This is a genomic window from Arthrobacter crystallopoietes (assembly GCF_017603825.1).
GTDB lineage: Bacteria > Actinomycetota > Actinomycetes > Actinomycetales > Micrococcaceae > Crystallibacter > Crystallibacter crystallopoietes_B.
Genome location: NZ_CP072014.1, coordinates 3,260,105 through 3,275,584, shown reverse-complemented (window position 1 = coordinate 3,275,584; position 15,480 = coordinate 3,260,105). Strand labels below are relative to the sequence as shown.

The 15,480-nt window shown below is 61.2% G+C and carries 14 protein-coding genes; 4 read left to right on the top strand and 10 right to left on the bottom strand.

The window, feature by feature from the left end:
- Positions 1 to 13: 13 nt before the first annotated feature.
- The 4 genes from J5251_RS14985 to J5251_RS14970 all read left to right on the top strand — a co-directional run bounded on the left by J5251_RS14985 (position 14) and on the right by J5251_RS14970 (position 3,142).
- Positions 14 to 901, top strand: coding sequence for a putative RNA methyltransferase (locus J5251_RS14985; protein ID WP_208574466.1), 888 nt, complete (start codon positions 14 to 16; stop codon positions 899 to 901).
- Positions 902 to 1,095: 194 nt separating this feature from the next.
- The gene (locus J5251_RS14980) at positions 1,096 to 1,569 is read left to right on the top strand and encodes an NfeD family protein (protein ID WP_139003797.1); all 474 of its coding nucleotides are present in this window, start codon (positions 1,096 to 1,098) and stop codon (positions 1,567 to 1,569) included.
- A 96-nt stretch (positions 1,570 to 1,665) separates the two neighbouring features.
- Positions 1,666 to 2,622 carry an SPFH domain-containing protein gene (locus J5251_RS14975; protein WP_139003515.1) on the top strand — a complete coding sequence of 319 codons (957 nt, stop codon included), beginning with the start codon at positions 1,666 to 1,668 and terminating at the stop codon, positions 2,620 to 2,622.
- A 172-nt stretch (positions 2,623 to 2,794) separates the two neighbouring features.
- Entirely contained in the window at positions 2,795 to 3,142 is a 348-nt protein-coding gene (locus J5251_RS14970) for an RNA polymerase-binding protein RbpA (RefSeq protein WP_074702362.1), read from the top strand.
- Positions 3,143 to 3,194: 52 nt separating this feature from the next.
- On the opposite strand, the gene J5251_RS14965 is transcribed toward J5251_RS14970, so the two are convergent.
- From J5251_RS14965 to pafA, 10 genes are all read right to left on the bottom strand, one after another.
- Positions 3,195 to 3,923 carry a polyprenol monophosphomannose synthase gene (locus J5251_RS14965; protein WP_139003516.1) on the bottom strand — a complete coding sequence of 243 codons (729 nt, stop codon included), beginning with the start codon at positions 3,921 to 3,923 and terminating at the stop codon, positions 3,195 to 3,197.
- A 488-nt stretch (positions 3,924 to 4,411) separates the two neighbouring features.
- The gene (locus tag J5251_RS14960; RefSeq protein WP_208574465.1) at positions 4,412 to 6,076 is read right to left on the bottom strand and encodes an amidohydrolase; all 1,665 of its coding nucleotides are present in this window, start codon (positions 6,074 to 6,076) and stop codon (positions 4,412 to 4,414) included.
- A gap of 118 nt (positions 6,077 to 6,194) precedes the next feature.
- Positions 6,195 to 9,023, bottom strand: coding sequence for a DEAD/DEAH box helicase (locus J5251_RS14955; protein WP_208574463.1), 2,829 nt, complete (start codon positions 9,021 to 9,023; stop codon positions 6,195 to 6,197).
- Positions 9,024 to 9,069: 46 nt separating this feature from the next.
- Positions 9,070 to 9,915 (bottom strand): twin-arginine translocase subunit TatC, encoded by an 846-nt coding sequence (tatC, locus tag J5251_RS14950; RefSeq protein WP_139003519.1) that lies wholly within the window; start codon positions 9,913 to 9,915, stop codon positions 9,070 to 9,072.
- A gap of 5 nt (positions 9,916 to 9,920) precedes the next feature.
- Positions 9,921 to 10,199: a Sec-independent protein translocase subunit TatA gene (gene tatA, locus J5251_RS14945; RefSeq protein ID WP_139003520.1), complete on the bottom strand. Its 279-nt coding sequence runs from the start codon at positions 10,197 to 10,199 to the stop codon at positions 9,921 to 9,923.
- Between the two features lie 34 nt (positions 10,200 to 10,233).
- Positions 10,234 to 10,575 (bottom strand): hypothetical protein, encoded by a 342-nt coding sequence (locus tag J5251_RS14940; RefSeq protein ID WP_139003521.1) that lies wholly within the window; start codon positions 10,573 to 10,575, stop codon positions 10,234 to 10,236.
- A 2-nt stretch (positions 10,576 to 10,577) separates the two neighbouring features.
- Positions 10,578 to 12,575: a helix-turn-helix transcriptional regulator gene (locus tag J5251_RS14935; protein ID WP_139003522.1), complete on the bottom strand. Its 1,998-nt coding sequence runs from the start codon at positions 12,573 to 12,575 to the stop codon at positions 10,578 to 10,580.
- Between the two features lie 106 nt (positions 12,576 to 12,681).
- A complete protein-coding gene (locus tag J5251_RS14930) occupies positions 12,682 to 13,077 on the bottom strand; it encodes an FKBP-type peptidyl-prolyl cis-trans isomerase (protein WP_139003523.1) in 396 nt (131 codons plus the stop codon).
- A 36-nt stretch (positions 13,078 to 13,113) separates the two neighbouring features.
- Positions 13,114 to 14,028, bottom strand: coding sequence for an FKBP-type peptidyl-prolyl cis-trans isomerase (locus tag J5251_RS14925; protein ID WP_139003524.1), 915 nt, complete (start codon positions 14,026 to 14,028; stop codon positions 13,114 to 13,116).
- A 90-nt stretch (positions 14,029 to 14,118) separates the two neighbouring features.
- Complete coding sequence (gene pafA / locus J5251_RS14920) at positions 14,119 to 15,480, bottom strand: Pup--protein ligase (RefSeq protein ID WP_139003525.1); 1,362 nt, start codon at positions 15,478 to 15,480, stop codon at positions 14,119 to 14,121.

Genomic DNA, 15,480 nt, shown 5'->3' with positions numbered 1-15,480 from the left:
CTAGGATCGGTCTATGCCTTCACTCAGCGTGCCCTTGGAATCTGTCGACCTCCTGCTTTGCCCGGTGTGCGCGGAAGACATGCGGCCCAACGAGGACTCCGTCGCGGGTGGGATCAGCTGCGCGGCAGGCCATCGTTTTGATGGCGCCAAACAGGGGTACATCAACTTGCTCACGGGGCGCGGCACGTCCTTCATCCCGGACGCCGCAGACATGGTCGCGGCCAGATCCGCCTTCCTGGATGAGGGACATTATGACGCGTTGCTCCGGCAGGTCGCCGGTACCGCTTCGGCGTTGTTGGAGGGCGTCGAACGGCCGGTCATCGTCGACGCCGGGGCCGGCACCGGGCATTATCTGGCTGCCGCAGCTGGAGCCGTGCCTGCCGCCCGGGCGGTGGCGCTGGATCTGTCCAAGTTTGCCCTGCGCCGCGCAGCGCGTGCCGTTCCGCAAGCACTGTGCCTGGTGTGGGACCTCTGGCGGCCCCTTCCCCTGGCCGGCGGTGCTGTCGATCTGATCATCAACGTTTTCGCCCCGCGCAATGCCGAAGAATACGCGCGGATCCTCAAGCCGGGCGGCCATCTGCTGGTGGTAACCCCGGCGCCTGGGCATCTCGACGCCCTGAGGGTACGGCTCCCCCTGCTCGCTGTAGACGAGGACAAGTCGGACAAGCTGGCCGCGTCCCTAGCCCGGGACTTCACGCCGGTGTCCGCGGACTCACTGTCCGTTCCGATGCAGCTCAAGGGCGAAGATATGCGGAATGTGGTGATGATGGGGCCGAACGCCCACCATGCTGGCGCGGCTCTTGCGCCAGGTGATGCGGCGACCGTGCTCGAGGAACCGGAGACCCCGGTCGCAGTCGAAGCCCGGTTCAACCTCAGCGTTTTCCGAAAGAGCGCCCGCTAGCATCGTCGGCCACGGCATTCTTGTGGCGTACTTCGAGTGGGTGGTCACGAGTTGGCCACAATTTCGCGCTATAGGGAAGTTCGGGTGTGAAAGCGCCACAATTGCAGGCAAATCGGGCATGATTGTGCTATGGACCACATGTCCGCTGTGGCATGTTCATGGTTTCGAATATCTACCTGCAACAGGGGGAACCGATGTTTGAATGGCTCGTCATCAACAGCTGGGTCCTCTGGCTGGCTCTGTTCCTGGTCTTGGCGATCGTTGAGATGATGACGCTCGACCTCTTCTTCATCATGATGTCCTTCGGGGCATTGATCGCCCTGTTCACTGCGCTGCTCGGCTGGCCGTTCTGGATCCAGGTGGTCGTGTTCTGCGTCGTGGCGCTGCTTATGGTTCTCGTGGTGCGGCCCATAGGGCTCCGTCATTTGCGTCGTGGTCCCCGTGACCAGGCGACTAACGTTGACCGTTTGATCGGTGAATCGGCCATGGCCCTGGAGCCGGTCACGGATCACTCCGGGATAGTCAAGATCGGTGGCGACACCTGGACGGCACGTTCGAGCGACGGCTCGGCAATCCCCGCCGGTGCCCGGGTAGCCGTGGCCCGGATCGAGGGGGCTACCGCCGTCGTCTACCCTGCCGCGGAGCCGGGGCCTTATCCGGCGCAGTAAACCGGCAAAGATCCAAGGCGCATCAACGCCCTCGGCCTGACGGATGGCTCAGCATCCGGTCCAACGGCCGACGCGAATAACAACTGAAGGGGAGCTATGGATAGCAATATCGGCATCTGGATAGTGCTGCTGGTCCTGATCATTTTCGTGTTTATTGTGTTGGTCCGCGCCGTCCGGATCATTCCACAGGCGCGTGCGGGCGTAGTCGAACGATTGGGCAAGTACCAGCGCACGCTCAACCCTGGATTGACCATCCTGATCCCGTTCGTTGACCGGCTCCTGCCCCTGCTGGATCTGCGCGAACAGGTCGTGTCGTTTCCGCCACAGCCCGTTATTACCGAAGACAACCTCGTCGTCTCCATTGACACGGTCATTTATTTCCAAGTCACCGACCCCCGCGCCGCCACGTATGAGATCGCCAACTACATCCAGGCAGTCGAACAGTTGACCACCACCACGTTGCGAAACGTCGTGGGCGGGCTGAACCTCGAAGAGGCGCTGACCTCCCGCGACCAGATTAACGGCCAGCTTCGCGGCGTATTGGATGAGGCAACCGGCCGCTGGGGCATCCGCGTTTCGCGGGTGGAACTCAAGGCGATCGACCCGCCGCACTCCATCCAGGATTCTATGGAAAAGCAGATGCGTGCAGACCGGGACCGGCGGGCGGCCATCCTGACAGCGGAAGGTGTGAAGCAATCGCAGATTCTCACCGCTGAGGGTGAACGCCAGGCGGCCATCCTCAAAGCCGAGGGCGACGCCAAAGCAGCCATTCTCCGTGCAGACGGTGAATCGCAGGCGATCCAGAAGGTCTTCGACGCCATCCACAAAGGCAATCCGACCCAAAAACTGCTCGCGTACCAGTACCTTCAGACACTGCCTAAACTTGCGGACGGATCCGCCAACAAATTGTGGATTATCCCCAGTGAAGTCGGTGAGGCGCTCAAGGGTATCGGCAGTGTTTTGGGGACTGCGACGCCGGACGGGTCGAGCCCTGATGGTGCCGACGGCGGACCGGGCGAAGGCCGCGCTGGTTCGACGCGAGGACTGTTGTGAAATGTTCGCCTTTACCCTCGCGGCTATTCCGGACTATAATTGGTTGTTTGCCGCGAAGCTGATGCCCGCTGCCGACCGGGAACAGTTGATGGTCCGGAAGCGTTGAAGGTAGTGCGGGTCATGCCGGGACGGTGCATTTCACCGCCCCACCATAAGACAAGAGGGAGAGATCATGAGCGATCGTAGCCTGCGGGGTATGCGTCTCGGAGCGCAAAGCATGGAGACGGAATCCGGTGTCGAGCCGGCGCCGCGCCAACGCGTTGAATACCGTTGCGAGGATGGCGAACAGGTCTTTGTTACCTTCGCCGCTGAGGCTGAGATCCCCCCGACCTGGGTTTCCAAGACCGGCAAGGAAGCGTTGCTCGTCAATGGCGAAAAGCCCGACGACAGCAATGAAAAGGCCGTCCGGACCCACTGGGATATGTTGCTGGAACGCCGCTCGGTCGAAGAACTGGAGCAGATCCTTGAAGACCGGTTGAACATTCTGCGTGAACGCCGCGGCGAACGCCGCTCCGCCTAAAAGATAGGCCACACTGAGGGAGGAAACCGGAAACGGTTTCCTCCCTCAGCGTTTAAGCCTTGCCGGTCAGCTTGCGCCAGCGGGAACGGAGTCCCCATTTAGTGACAAGGATGATTGATTCAAGCACGATCCCGCCACTCATCTTCGAGTCCCCGAATTCGCGTTCTACGAAAGTGATCGGTACTTCCCGGACGTCGAGTCCGGCCTTGAGTGTCTTCCAGGTCAGGTCCACTTGGAAGCAGTAGCCGACGGATTCGACCGATTCGAGGTCGATCTTCTTCAGCGTCTCCGCACGGAAAGCATTGAAGCCCCCCGTAATGTCCTTGACCTGGACGCCGAGCAGGATCCGCGAGTACAAGCTGCCGCCGAGTGAGAGCAGCTTCCGGTGCAGCGGCCAGTTGACGACCTTGCCTCCCCGGATCCACCGCGAGCCTTTGACCATGTCCGCACCGCGATCCAAGGCATCCAGCAGACGCTGCAATTCTTCGGGCTGGTGGGAACCGTCAGCATCCATTTCGACCAGAACGTCGTAGCCCGCGTCGAGACCCCAGTGGAATCCGGCGATGTAGGCTGCGCCCAGTCCTTCCTTGCCCTGCCGGTGCAGGACATGGACCGCGCTGTCTGCTGCAGCTACCGTGTCTGCCGCGGCTCCGGTGCCATCGGGAGAGTTGTCATCGACCACCAGGACGTCTGTGGCGGGGGCTACGGCCCGGAGCCGGTCCAAAGTTCGAGGCAGGGACTCAATCTCGTTGTACGTCGGAATGATGGTCAGGACCCGCACTCAGCTGCCTTTCGATCTCGCTACTGTTGCCGCATATTATGGCGCGGGCATGTCCGCAGGACCGGCCGAACGCCAACGGTCCAGTATATGTCATTGTTCATTGGTCCAGTCGCGCAGAGCGGACAGCGTCGGCAGAAAAGAGGGTAGGTCTGCGCGCCTTCGGGCCAGTAACCGGATCCTTGAAGCGGACGGAACCTGTTTTCTACTGACGCGCAAACCTACCCGTTGGGAGCACCGAGCATCCAGCCGCCGGGCAGAATCTTCACTCTGCCGCCGACGTGCACCGGTCTGGTCTGGAGCCCGGCCTGGGCCATCGGCTTATCTTAAAACGGCCCATTGAGCTAAAAGCTTACGTGGTCAGGACCGGGTGTCAATGTGGCCCTGATCTGCGCATTCTCCCATTTGTGCAGGTCAGTACGGCAAGTCGGAATACGCCGTCTTGGAGAGTATTTTCCAGCTATTCCGTCCGGCCACCGGCCGGTACACCGTCAGGAAACCGGGTGAAGGTCTCCGTCGTAGATCACGTACCCGTCTACCACGGTCCGCGAACATACAGGCAGGGCATCGGTGTCCAGCGAGGGCAGCATGGGTGTGCCGGCCCGCGCGTCCGTGCTCCAGGACGAAACTCTGCTGTCGGCCGTCTGGATGGAAAGCTCGGCCACGTCCCACACGGCGAAGGTGGCCGGTGTGCCGGGGGCCAACTGGCCCTGCATGGGATTCGGCTCTCGCGCCGCCCGCCAACCGGCTCTGGTATGGGCAAGGAAAGCAGCCCGTGCCGAGATCCGCTGTTCCGGGTTGTGGTGTTCCAGACAAGCTTTTACCGTCGCCCACGGGCTCTGCTCCGTGACTGGTGCGTCCGATCCCAGGCAGACTGGAACGCCGGCCGTCTGGAGCGTCCCGATGGCATTCATACCTAGGGATGCCTGCGCTCCGAGCCGGGATGCGTACATACCGTTCGTGCCGCCCCAATAGGCATCGAAGAGCGGCTGCATGCTGGCCGTGATTCCGAATTCCAGCAATCGGTCGACTGCCCCGGAGGACATCATCTCGACATGCTCGAACCGGTGCCGGGCCGAACGGACCGCGGCGCTTCCCACACGGTCGGCTGCAACCTGCAGAGCCTCGATTGCCAGGTCGAGCGCTGCGTCACCAATGACATGGAAGCCGCCTTGGATCCCTGCTGTAGAACAGAGCTCGAGGTGCCGGGCGGCTTGCTCCACGGTGAGGAATTGCTCTCCGGCTTGGTCAGGCCGGTCTTGGTAGCCGCTGTGCACACAGGCGGTGTGCGAGCCGATGGACCCGTCAATGTTGAGGTCGCCGGCCAGACCTTTGAGTCTGTGTTCGAACAGCTCAAGGATATCTTGCAGCTGCTCCGTCGATTCCGCCAGCTGGCCCCAGTACGGAAGGATCCTGGGAAGCGACCCGCGTTCGTCGTCCGCCAACGCAATCAATCCCAGCAGGTCCTCGGCAGGAGCAATGTGTGGGGCTCCCATCTCCGCCAGAGCCACATAACCTCGCGAGGCGGCGTGGTTCAAGGCCCGACGCTGTATGTCCCTCCGGCGGGCGGCCGATGGGTTATGCGCCGCTGAGCGGACCAGTTGGAGTGCTCGAGTACGGGCCAGTCCCGTGCCGTCCCAGCCTTCCTCAGCCTGCAACCCGAGTCTGGTGGCGAACGAGGCTGAAACAGCTCCCGAGTGGACGTCAACCCGGCTGAGGTATACGTCCTGTCCCCCGCCGGCGCGCTCAAGTTCGTCAGCTGTCGGCGGCCGGTCTTCGGGCCAGCGGCTCTCATCCCAGCCATGCCCGAGGACCGGCGATTTCGCGGAACCCGCAGCGCCGGCAACGGCGTCGAGGAGTTCGGCCAAGGAGTTGCAACGGGATAGATCGAGTGAGGTCAAAGCCAGGCCGGCATCTGTGACATGCGCATGCGAGTCTACAAACCCCGGGGCGACAAGCCGGCCTTGCAGGTCGATGATCTCCATCTTGTTGTCGGCGATCGACGTGGCTGCCTCTTCGGAGCCGATCCAAGCTACCGTTCCGCCGTCGACCAGCATGGCAGTGGCATAGGGATCCGCAGGACTGTAAACGGATCCGTTGCGGTACAGCGAAAGACCGGATGCTGCCGCACTTTCGGGCAGCTGGGACACACTCATGAAACTCCAATCAAAGATATAACTACAAAGGTTTATCATCACGCCGGAATCCGTTGGCACAGCGTCGACGCTTGCGGCCGCTTAGTGGACCAATTGCCGTTCTGAGGAGATGGCTCCCCTATTCCGCTACTGCGGAGTATGCGACCACACCGCGCCGAACCAGAACGATTGCCTGACGGCTCAGTGCCGCCATCCTGGGGTCAATGTCGGGCACCTTGACCAGTTGGTCAAGCAGATCGATGACCTGTTTGGCCCAACGCACAAAATCTCCTGCCGCGAGTTCAGTCCCTTGAAGGGCAGCCAGCAGGGACCGTCCCTGCGCCCACTTGTACATGGGCCAGATGAGGCCAAGTTCTGGTTCGCCGCTGAGCGGAAGCTTGTGCTGCTCCTCCCTGTCGGTCAGGACCGACCACTCTTTGATCGCAATATCGACCGCTGTTTCCAGCGAAACGCTCGGCATTTTCGGGCGAATTCCGGTCTCCTCCCGTTTGGCTTGGAAAACCAAGCAGGAAACAAAAGCGGCGAATTCGGCGGCGTCCAGGTCTTCAAAGGCACCGTTTCCAATACACAACGCCACCAGCAGGTCGCGGTCGCCGTAAATCCGGCGGAGTCTGTTGCCGGCCGCGCTGATTTTTACTCTTCCGTCCGGATGAGTTTCGAGGTAGTCATAGGTGTCCAGCAGGTCGCAAACGCGGTCAAACGTCTTGGCGATGGTATTGGTACGGCCTTGGATCTGCCCCATCAATTGGTCTGTCTCCCGCCGGAGCTTCCACCAGCGTTCGGACCAGCGGGCGTGGTCTTCGCGGTCACTGCAGCCATGGCAGGGGTGGGACCTAAGTTTCCGGCGCAGCTCAGTAATCTGTTGTTCCTGCCTGTCCGAACCCGGCACTGCAAAATTCTGACGGTCGCTTCCCCTCCGCGGTGGCCTGTTTTCATGTAGCGCGTTACGCAGGGACGACGCTAGGTCGCGGCGTTCCTTGGGGCTGCGGCTGTTGAACGTCTTCGGCACCCGGATAGTGGAGAGAACCTCGACGGGCCCTTCGAGGTCCTGGGCCGAAATTCGCCGGATTTGTTTGTCCATCGTCAAGACCGTGGGCCGCGGCTCGAAGCCGGACGCGTCCGGGGTCAGGATCACGGCGTATCCCTCGCTTCGGCCGCCGGGAATATCGATGATGTCGCCACGTCGCAGGCGTTCGAGAGAAGCGGCTGCCGCGGAACGCAGCTGCCGGGTCCGGGACTTTGCCGATTGGGTTTCCACCTCTTTCAACTCCCGCCGCAACCGCGCATACTCAGTGAAGTCGCCAAGATGGCACGTCATGGATTTGGCGTACCCGGCCAGAGATTCTTCCCGGCTGCGCACTTGCTTCGCCAGACCAACCACAGACCTGTCCGCTTGGAACTGGGCAAAGGAAGTTTCCAGTATTTCGCGAGCCCTTGGCCGGCCGAACTGGGCGATGAGATTGATCGACATATTGTAGGTCGGGCGGAAGCTGGAATTGAGCGGATAGGTGCGGCGCGAGGCAAGACCGGCCACCGCCGCAGGATCCGTTCCCGGCTGCCACAGGACCACCGCATGGCCCTCGACGTCGATACCTCTGCGGCCTGCCCTACCGGTCAGCTGGGTATACTCACCGGCGGTGATGTTAACGTGGGCCTCGCCATTGAACTTATCCAGCTTTTCCAACACCACAGTTCGGGCGGGCATATTTACGCCCAGAGCCAGTGTTTCGGTGGAGAAAACGGCCTTGACCAGTCCGTCCGCAAACAGCTTCTCGACCACCTCTTTGAAGGTCGGCAACATGCCCGCATGGTGGGCTGCCAGGCCCCGCACCAACCCCTCGCGCCAGGTCCAGAAATCGAGCACGCCCAGATCTTCCTCGGGTATATCCTGGGCTGCTTCGTCCACCCGCCGGACGATCTCATCGCGCTCAGCCTCGGTGGTCAGCCACAATCCGGCATCCAGGCATTGCTTGACGGCCGCATCACAGCCGTTCCGCGAAAAAATGAAGGTGATCGCCGGGAGCAGGCCTTCCTTATCGAGACGCGCAATGACCTGCGGACGTGAAGCCCGGCGCACCCGGCTCATTGGCTGTTGGGGCCTCGTGGGTGCACGTTTGCCCCGGCGCGCTCCAGCACGGCCCCAGTTGGCGGCCCGGTTGAGCTTCTGCTCCGAGTAGGCCAGTTCCAGCAGTTCGGGGTTTACCTCGAAGCGGTCCGCGGCTCCGGTCCCGGCCGACATGGCCGGCGCCGCCTCATCAAACGCAACGTCCGAAGCAAAGAGATCCAGGATGTCCGGCCCGACCATCACATGCTGCCACAGCGGAACGGGCCGGTGTTCCGAAACAACCACGTCCGTGTCCCCGCGCACGGTATCAAGCCATGCGCCGAACTCCTCCGCGTTGGAAACGGTAGCCGACAGCGATACCAACTGCACACTGCTAGGCAGATGGATGATGACTTCTTCCCAGACTGCGCCGCGGAAACGGTCGGCCAGATAGTGGACCTCGTCCATGACGACGTAGGCCAGTTCATCCAGTGTCTGGGAATTGGCATAAAGCATATTACGCAGCACTTCAGTGGTCATTACCACCACGTCTGCGTTCGGATTGATGGAAACGTCGCCGGTGAGCAGCCCGACGCGTCCCGCACCGTAGACGTGGACCAGCTCCGTGTATTTCTGGTTGCTCAGCGCTTTAATTGGCGTGGTGTAGAAGGCCTTCAGGCCTCGTTGCAGGCCCATGTATACCGCGAATTCACCGATGACCGTCTTCCCGGCGCCGGTCGGCGCTGCCACCAGCACTCCCCTGCCCCGTTCCAGTGCTTCGCAAGCCTCCCGCTGGAAGGGGTCCAGTTCGAATCCCAGGGTTTGCGTAAACGCGAAGAGCTTGGTCTTGGCATGGGCTGCTCTTGCTGTTGCCGCCCTGTACCGCTCGGATGGGGAACTCATATTAGAAGCCTAATGGTATTAGCGGCGGAAGAGCGCTTCCACCGGTTCAGGCTTCCGCAGGACCCTCAAGATCGGACAGCGGTGTTGCCTTGTCTGCAGACGCTTCCACTTCCTCCTCATGTGCCTTCTTTTTCCGAGCACGCCGCTTGTCGTTGAGGAGGCACACGCCGACGGCGATGAAGAACAGGGCCAGCAGCGGCCCCGCAAGCAGGAACATGGACATGGCATCCGGACCGGGTGCCGCCATCGCGGCAACTACGCACACGACGAAGACGACAATGCGCCAGCTCTTGATGACTTGGCGGCCGCTGACAAGCCCGGCGAAGTTGACTCCGACCAGGACCACGGGCAGCAGGAACGCCACGCCTAGAGACAGGAACATACGCATGACAAAAGTCAGGTAGTCCGTTGCCAGGATCTGGTTCACGCCGCCCACGGGGGTGAACATGGTGAGAACCTTGACGATTTCAGGCAGCACAATCCAGCCAAAGTAGATTCCGAGCAGAAACAAGGGCACTGCGGCCACCATGAAACCGAGTGTGTAGCGCCGCTCTTTCTGCTTCAGTCCGGGAGTGATGAAGGCCCAGATCTCGTAGATCCAGACCGGCGAGCTGACGAGGAACCCCAGAAACAGCGAAACCTGTATCTTCAGGTCAAAGGGAGACCCCACGCTGCCGTAGTTGATTTCGGCCCGGCGGCCCTCAACGGACGAGATTTCGATCAGCGGTTGCTGGACCGCGACCATTACCGGGTCGTAAAGGAACCATCCCCCGATGGCGCCCAGAAGAATAGCAATGCCGGATACAATCAGCCGGTTCCGGAATTCTTTGATGTGCTCCTTGAGCGCCATCCGTCCTTCTGGATTGGCTTTGCGGCCTTTGGTTCGAGACATTGGCCTTACTGCTGGCTGGGCGGCGTTCCGCCGTTCGCGTTCGGCGCCTGGTCGCGGTTGTTCTGGTTCCGGGGCGGATTCACCACACGGCCTTCAACGGCGTCGTCGTCAGCGTCATCCTTGGACGGGTTTTCATCCTTCATCTGCTTGACTTCAGACTTGAAGATACGCATCGACTGCCCAACACTGCGGGCGAGGCCCGGGAGCTTCGGAGCCCCGAAGAGCAGCAGGACAATGATGACGAGAATGATGATTGTCCAGGGGTTATCGAAGAGTCGTCCCATTGGGTGGTTCCTTTCGTTTCGAATACATCCTACGTTATGAAAGTCTGACGTCCCTGAGGGACTGCCTCTGTCCGCGGGCAGCCCGTCTGGCTACGCGTTTGAGCCGTCTAGCCTCGCGCCGTTCCGCCTTCCCCGTAACGTAGAGTTCCCGTGCCTCCCCCGGGTCAAGAAAGACTCCCGGAACAATGGTGCGCGGCTCTGCGGCCTGGCCGTTATCGGGCACGTCGAAGCCCGACCCGAGCTTGCCCGCGGCCACCTCGAAATCCTGCAGAGTTGCCTTCAACTGGCGGAACAGCCGGAATCCCAGGTAAACAACGAAGAGCAGCGCGAGGGCACAAAGCGCCACCCAGAGCAGAATCCAGAACCACCATGACATGTTTACGAGTCTAGTCCGTCCAGCTTTGAATTTTCCGAATACAGTTCCAGCGCAGCCGCCAGCCACTCACGGGCAGCCAGCGCGAGGCTGGCAGGCTCGAGGACAGCAACTTCGCCGCCGTGACGGGCTACCAAAGGTGTGATGATCGCCGTCGAACCCAGGCGAAGCTCCGCCACAACGTCGCCATTGTCCAGAAGGACGCGACGTTCGGCATTGTAGTGCTCGGCGAGTTCGGCCAGTCGCGATGAGATCTTCAACACCACGAGTTCGTCCGTGTCTCTAGGGGTAAAGAGCGCCTGGGGAAATTGCGAACTGCGCGACTCGGGCTGCTGGAAGTACTGCCCGGTCCTGCGCAGCGAGCGGATCCTGTCTGCCCGGAACTGCCGGATTGCCTGTTGGCCGTGGCACCACGCTTCGGTGTACCAGTGGCCATCGACAGCGAACACCTGTACCGGGTCGATGTCCCGAACCGTCATCTCATCCCGGGAAGGGACCAGATACTCAATCGTGAGCGTCTCACCGGCAGCCACAGCATCCTGCAGGGCGAGAACTTCCTCCGTCCGGGCATCGGCGTCGAAGTCCGCAGCAATGGCACGGTGCAGGCCATGGTCGCCGCCGGTCGCGTCCAGCAGTTTGCTCAACGCGCTGCGCAGTGCGGGGCGCTCCCCTACTCCCGGAACCGTTTCCAATGCCTGCAGGCCCACCACGAGGGACAAGGCTTCGTCGATACTCAGCCGAACTGGCTGGGCTATCTCGTCGGCGTTGCCGATATAGATGGAGCCGTCCTCCCAGTAGGCATCGATCAGCTGGTCAGGCCCGTAGCCGGGAGCCCCGCAGACAAAAAGGAGGCTGAGATCCTTGCCCAGTTGATCCGGGCTCACTCCGAACTTCTCTGCGGTCTCGTTCAGAGCAGCACCTGGATGGGCGCTCACATAGGACACCAGATCGAGGAGCCGCGGAAGGCGGTCCAAGGACGAAGACTTTGTCCGTGACGGTCTCGCTGCGGTGCCGAGATCGTACGACGGCGGCGCTTGGGTCATCGACGCTAGCGCACCATCGAAACGCCGGATGACGGCGTCCTTCAGCTCCCTCGGATCTATTGCATACGCATTCGCTCCATGCGAGGCAACCTCTTCGGCAAACGTCTCAACATCGCCGAACGTGCAGGTCACGGTATCCCAGCCGCTCGGCCCTGAAGCCACAGTCGATGCGGCAGTCCGGAGGGAATGTGCGTGGCCTTGCCGAAGGAGCAGTGTGGCAGTTCCCTGCTGCCTGTCGGGAACCAGCGACTCCAGCGCCGAGCGCATGGTGAACTCTTCGGGAACCAGGTACGTGCCGGAGAGCTTCTTGACCTTCGAACTTATCCGCGTCAAGCGGAAGGTGCGTTCGTCTCCACGGTCAAGGTCATTACCCACCAGGTACCAATGGCCAAAGCGGTTGCCCAAACCCCATGGTTCCACCCGTCGTACCGACACTTCGCCCGAACTGGCCGCCCGGTATTCGAACGACACCGGATGCCTGTCCATGACGGCTTTCAGCAGCTCGTCGAAGGCTGGCTCAGCCGTGCGGATTCGGGGTTCGATTCCGATCAGGGAATCGCCTTCCGCAAGGGCGCCGCGGACGTCCAGCCGGCGTACGGCCCTGGCTGCGGCGGAGCCAAGCGAGGCCTGCTGCCATATGCGTGAAGCCAGCGAAAGCACTGCCGATTCCTCCGGTGTGAAGGAGAGCTCGGGAAGACGATAGGTTTCGCGGTCAATACGGTAGCGCGTAACACCGGAATCCAGGTCAAAGAAGGCATCCTCGGTGAAAGTTTGGACCGGAATGCCCATTTCGCGCAGGTCGTCCTTGTCCCGTTCGAACAGCCTGTTAAAGGCCTCCTCGCTCGAAGCCTCCTTATAGGGAGGTATCAGCGCGCGTAGCTCTTCTTTGCTGTACCCGCGTCTGCGTTCCAGCAGGGCGATCAGTAGATTAAGCAGGCGCTCGGTTTTGGACGCGGACATAGCCTCAAGGGTACTTCCAGCTTCCCGATGCAAGCGAAGTTAACGACGGCGGGCGGAGTAACGATGAACTAACGTTACTCCGCCCGCAGGCAGGCCTCCGATGCGGTTACCGCACGCCCAGGAGGTCGACCACGAAGATCAGCGACTCACCCGGTGCGATGGCGCCACCCGCGCCCCGTTCACCGTAGGCCAGCTCCGAGGGGATCTCCAGGCGGCGGCGGCCGCCGACCTTCATACCAAGCAGGCCCTGGTCCCAGCCTTGGATAACCTGGCCAACGCCTACGCGAAAGTCGAGCGGCTGGCCGCGGTTCCAGGAAGCATCGAATTCTTCTCCGGTGGACCAGGCCACACCCACATAGTGGGTAGAGACGGTGTCCCCGGGCTTGGCCTCTGCGCCAGTGCCGACGATGAGGTCCTCGATGCCCAGCTCAGTGGGAGCATCCGTGCCCGGGAAATCGATTTCGGGCTTCTGGCGATCGTATTCGCGCTGTCCAAACGACATGTTCAGGGTACCTTTCCTAGCGGTTACGGCTGGTTGTTACTTTACTTCGACGAGTTCGACGTAGAAGATCAAGTCTCCTGAAGCGTCCCCTTGCCCTTGGACATATGCTAGTTCCGTAGGAATGGACAGCATAACTTTCGCGCCTTCCTTGAGCCCGGTCAGCCCCTTTGTCCAGCCTTCGATAACCCCGTTGAGCGGGAACTCAGTCGGCTCGCCGCGGGAAAAACTTGAGTCGAACTCCTTGCCTTCGGCCCAGTTCCAGCCGGCATAGTTCGCCTTGACTGTGCTCTCGGCCGTGGCTTCCTTTCCGTCGCCCTCCTCGATCACCTGGACAATGAGGTCCTCCGGAGCCTGAGCGCCTTCCGGTACCTTGACTGACGGGACGCCGTCCTTATCGAAGCTGATCTCGGGCAGCTTGCCGGCCTTCTCCAACTCAGCCACCTGTGCGGGTTCGGCTTTCACAGCCTTGTCTTTGACCTGCTGGACTGAAACGACAAGCAGCTGCGGATTGGAAGCAGGGGCACTGGCCGAAGTTTGCTCAGGCGGAGTGGCGTAGTAGGCGACCTGCGAGCCCGCCTTCGCCCCGATGAGGGCATCGTAGAGGGCCGGGTCGACGGACTTGAACTGTTCGTTGAGCTCAAGCGTCTGCGCGGCGACGCCGGAGTAAGTCTCACCGAGCTCTTCACCGGTCACCGCGTCGACGGCCATCAACTGGTAGCGGATCCATTGCCCGTCGACGGCGCCTTCGCCTTCGCCTTCAGTGACTACCTGGGCCGCTGATTCCGGCAGTTCCAAGGGTGCATCGAACTCGACCTTAGGCGCGGAACCGGCATCAGTTGCGGTGATGGTCACGTCATCCAGACTGTCCGAACCGGAGCCTTCGCTGTCGGCACTGCTGCATGCAGTAAGCAACAGCGCAAAGGGCAGCATGGTCGCTAGTATTTTGCGCACATTTCAACTTTCGTGAGGTGCTGTCGGGGGCACAGCAGATCCGATGGACCCGCGTTGGTCATATTGTGACAGAGATAGCTGGACAGTTCCTCAAAGTGAGGCCAGCAGAGCCTCGACCCTGTCATCAACGTTCTTAAAGGGATCCTTGCACAGGATGGTCTGCTGGGAACGGTCATTGAGCTTCAGATGGACCCAGTCCACTGTGAAATCCCGTCCGTGTTCGCGCGCGGCACGGACAAAATCCCCGCGGAGCTTGGCGCGGGTGGTCTGCGGCGGATTGTCGACCGCTGATTTCACCTCGGGTTCCTGTACTACGCGAGCTGCCTCGCCACGAGCCTGAAGCAGGAAAAACAGCCCGCGCCGCCGTGAAATGTCATGGTAGGTCAGGTCGAGCTGCGAAATCCGGGCTGAATCCAGGTCCAGCCCGTGGCGCTGGCTGAAGCGATCAATGAGCTTCTTCTTAATCGCCCAGTCAATCTCCGTGTCGATTCCCGAATAATCCTGCGCTTCGACTGCGGCAAGAGTGCGGTTCCACAGGTCAAGAATCCGTTCCACATGGGGACTGTGCGCGCCGTTGGTCCGAACGAACTCCCGGGCTTTGTCCAAATACTCCTGCTGCATCTGCAGGGCGCTCATTTCCCTCCCATTGGCGAGTTTGAGCGGTTTGGAGCCCGTCAGGTCGTGGGAGATATCCCGGATGCTGCGGATGGGATTTTCCAGCCGGAGGTCGCGCATGATTACACCGGCTTCGATCATCCGCAGCAAAAGATCCACCGAACCGATCTTGAGCATGGTGGTTGTCTCAGACATGTTCGAGTCCCCGTTGATAACGTGGAGACGGCGGTAGTACTCGGCGTCTGCATGCGGCTCGTCACGGGTGTTGATGATGGGGCGGGAGCGCGTAGTCGCGGAAGAGACGCCTTCCCAGATGTGGTCCGCCCGCTGGGAAAACGCGTAGATCGACCCGTTCTGGGTTTTTAGCACCTTGCCGGCCCCAACCAGGACCTGGCGGGTGACCAGGAACGGAATCAGAATGTCCGCGAGCCGGGAGAACTCGAGTTTCCTCGGGATCAGATAGTTCTCATGGCTCCCGTAGGAATTTCCGGCGGAGTCCGTGTTGTTCTTGAAAAGGTAGACACTGCCGTCAAAGCCCTCGTGCCGCAATCGGTCCTGCGCCTCGTTCATGAGGTCTTCGAGGATCAGTTCTCCAGCGCGGTCCTGAGCGATCAACTGCGCTACGTCGTCGCACTCTGCGGTGGCGTATTCCGGATGCGATCCGACATCCAGGTACAGCCGCGAGCCGTTTGTCAGGAAGACATTCGAAGACCGTCCCCATGTCACTACCTTGCGGAACAGGTAGCGGGCCACTTCCTCCGGCGACAGCGGACGTGAATCCGGCGCAGAATAGGAGATGCCGAACTCGGTCTCGATGCCGAAGATCCGTCTGTCCAT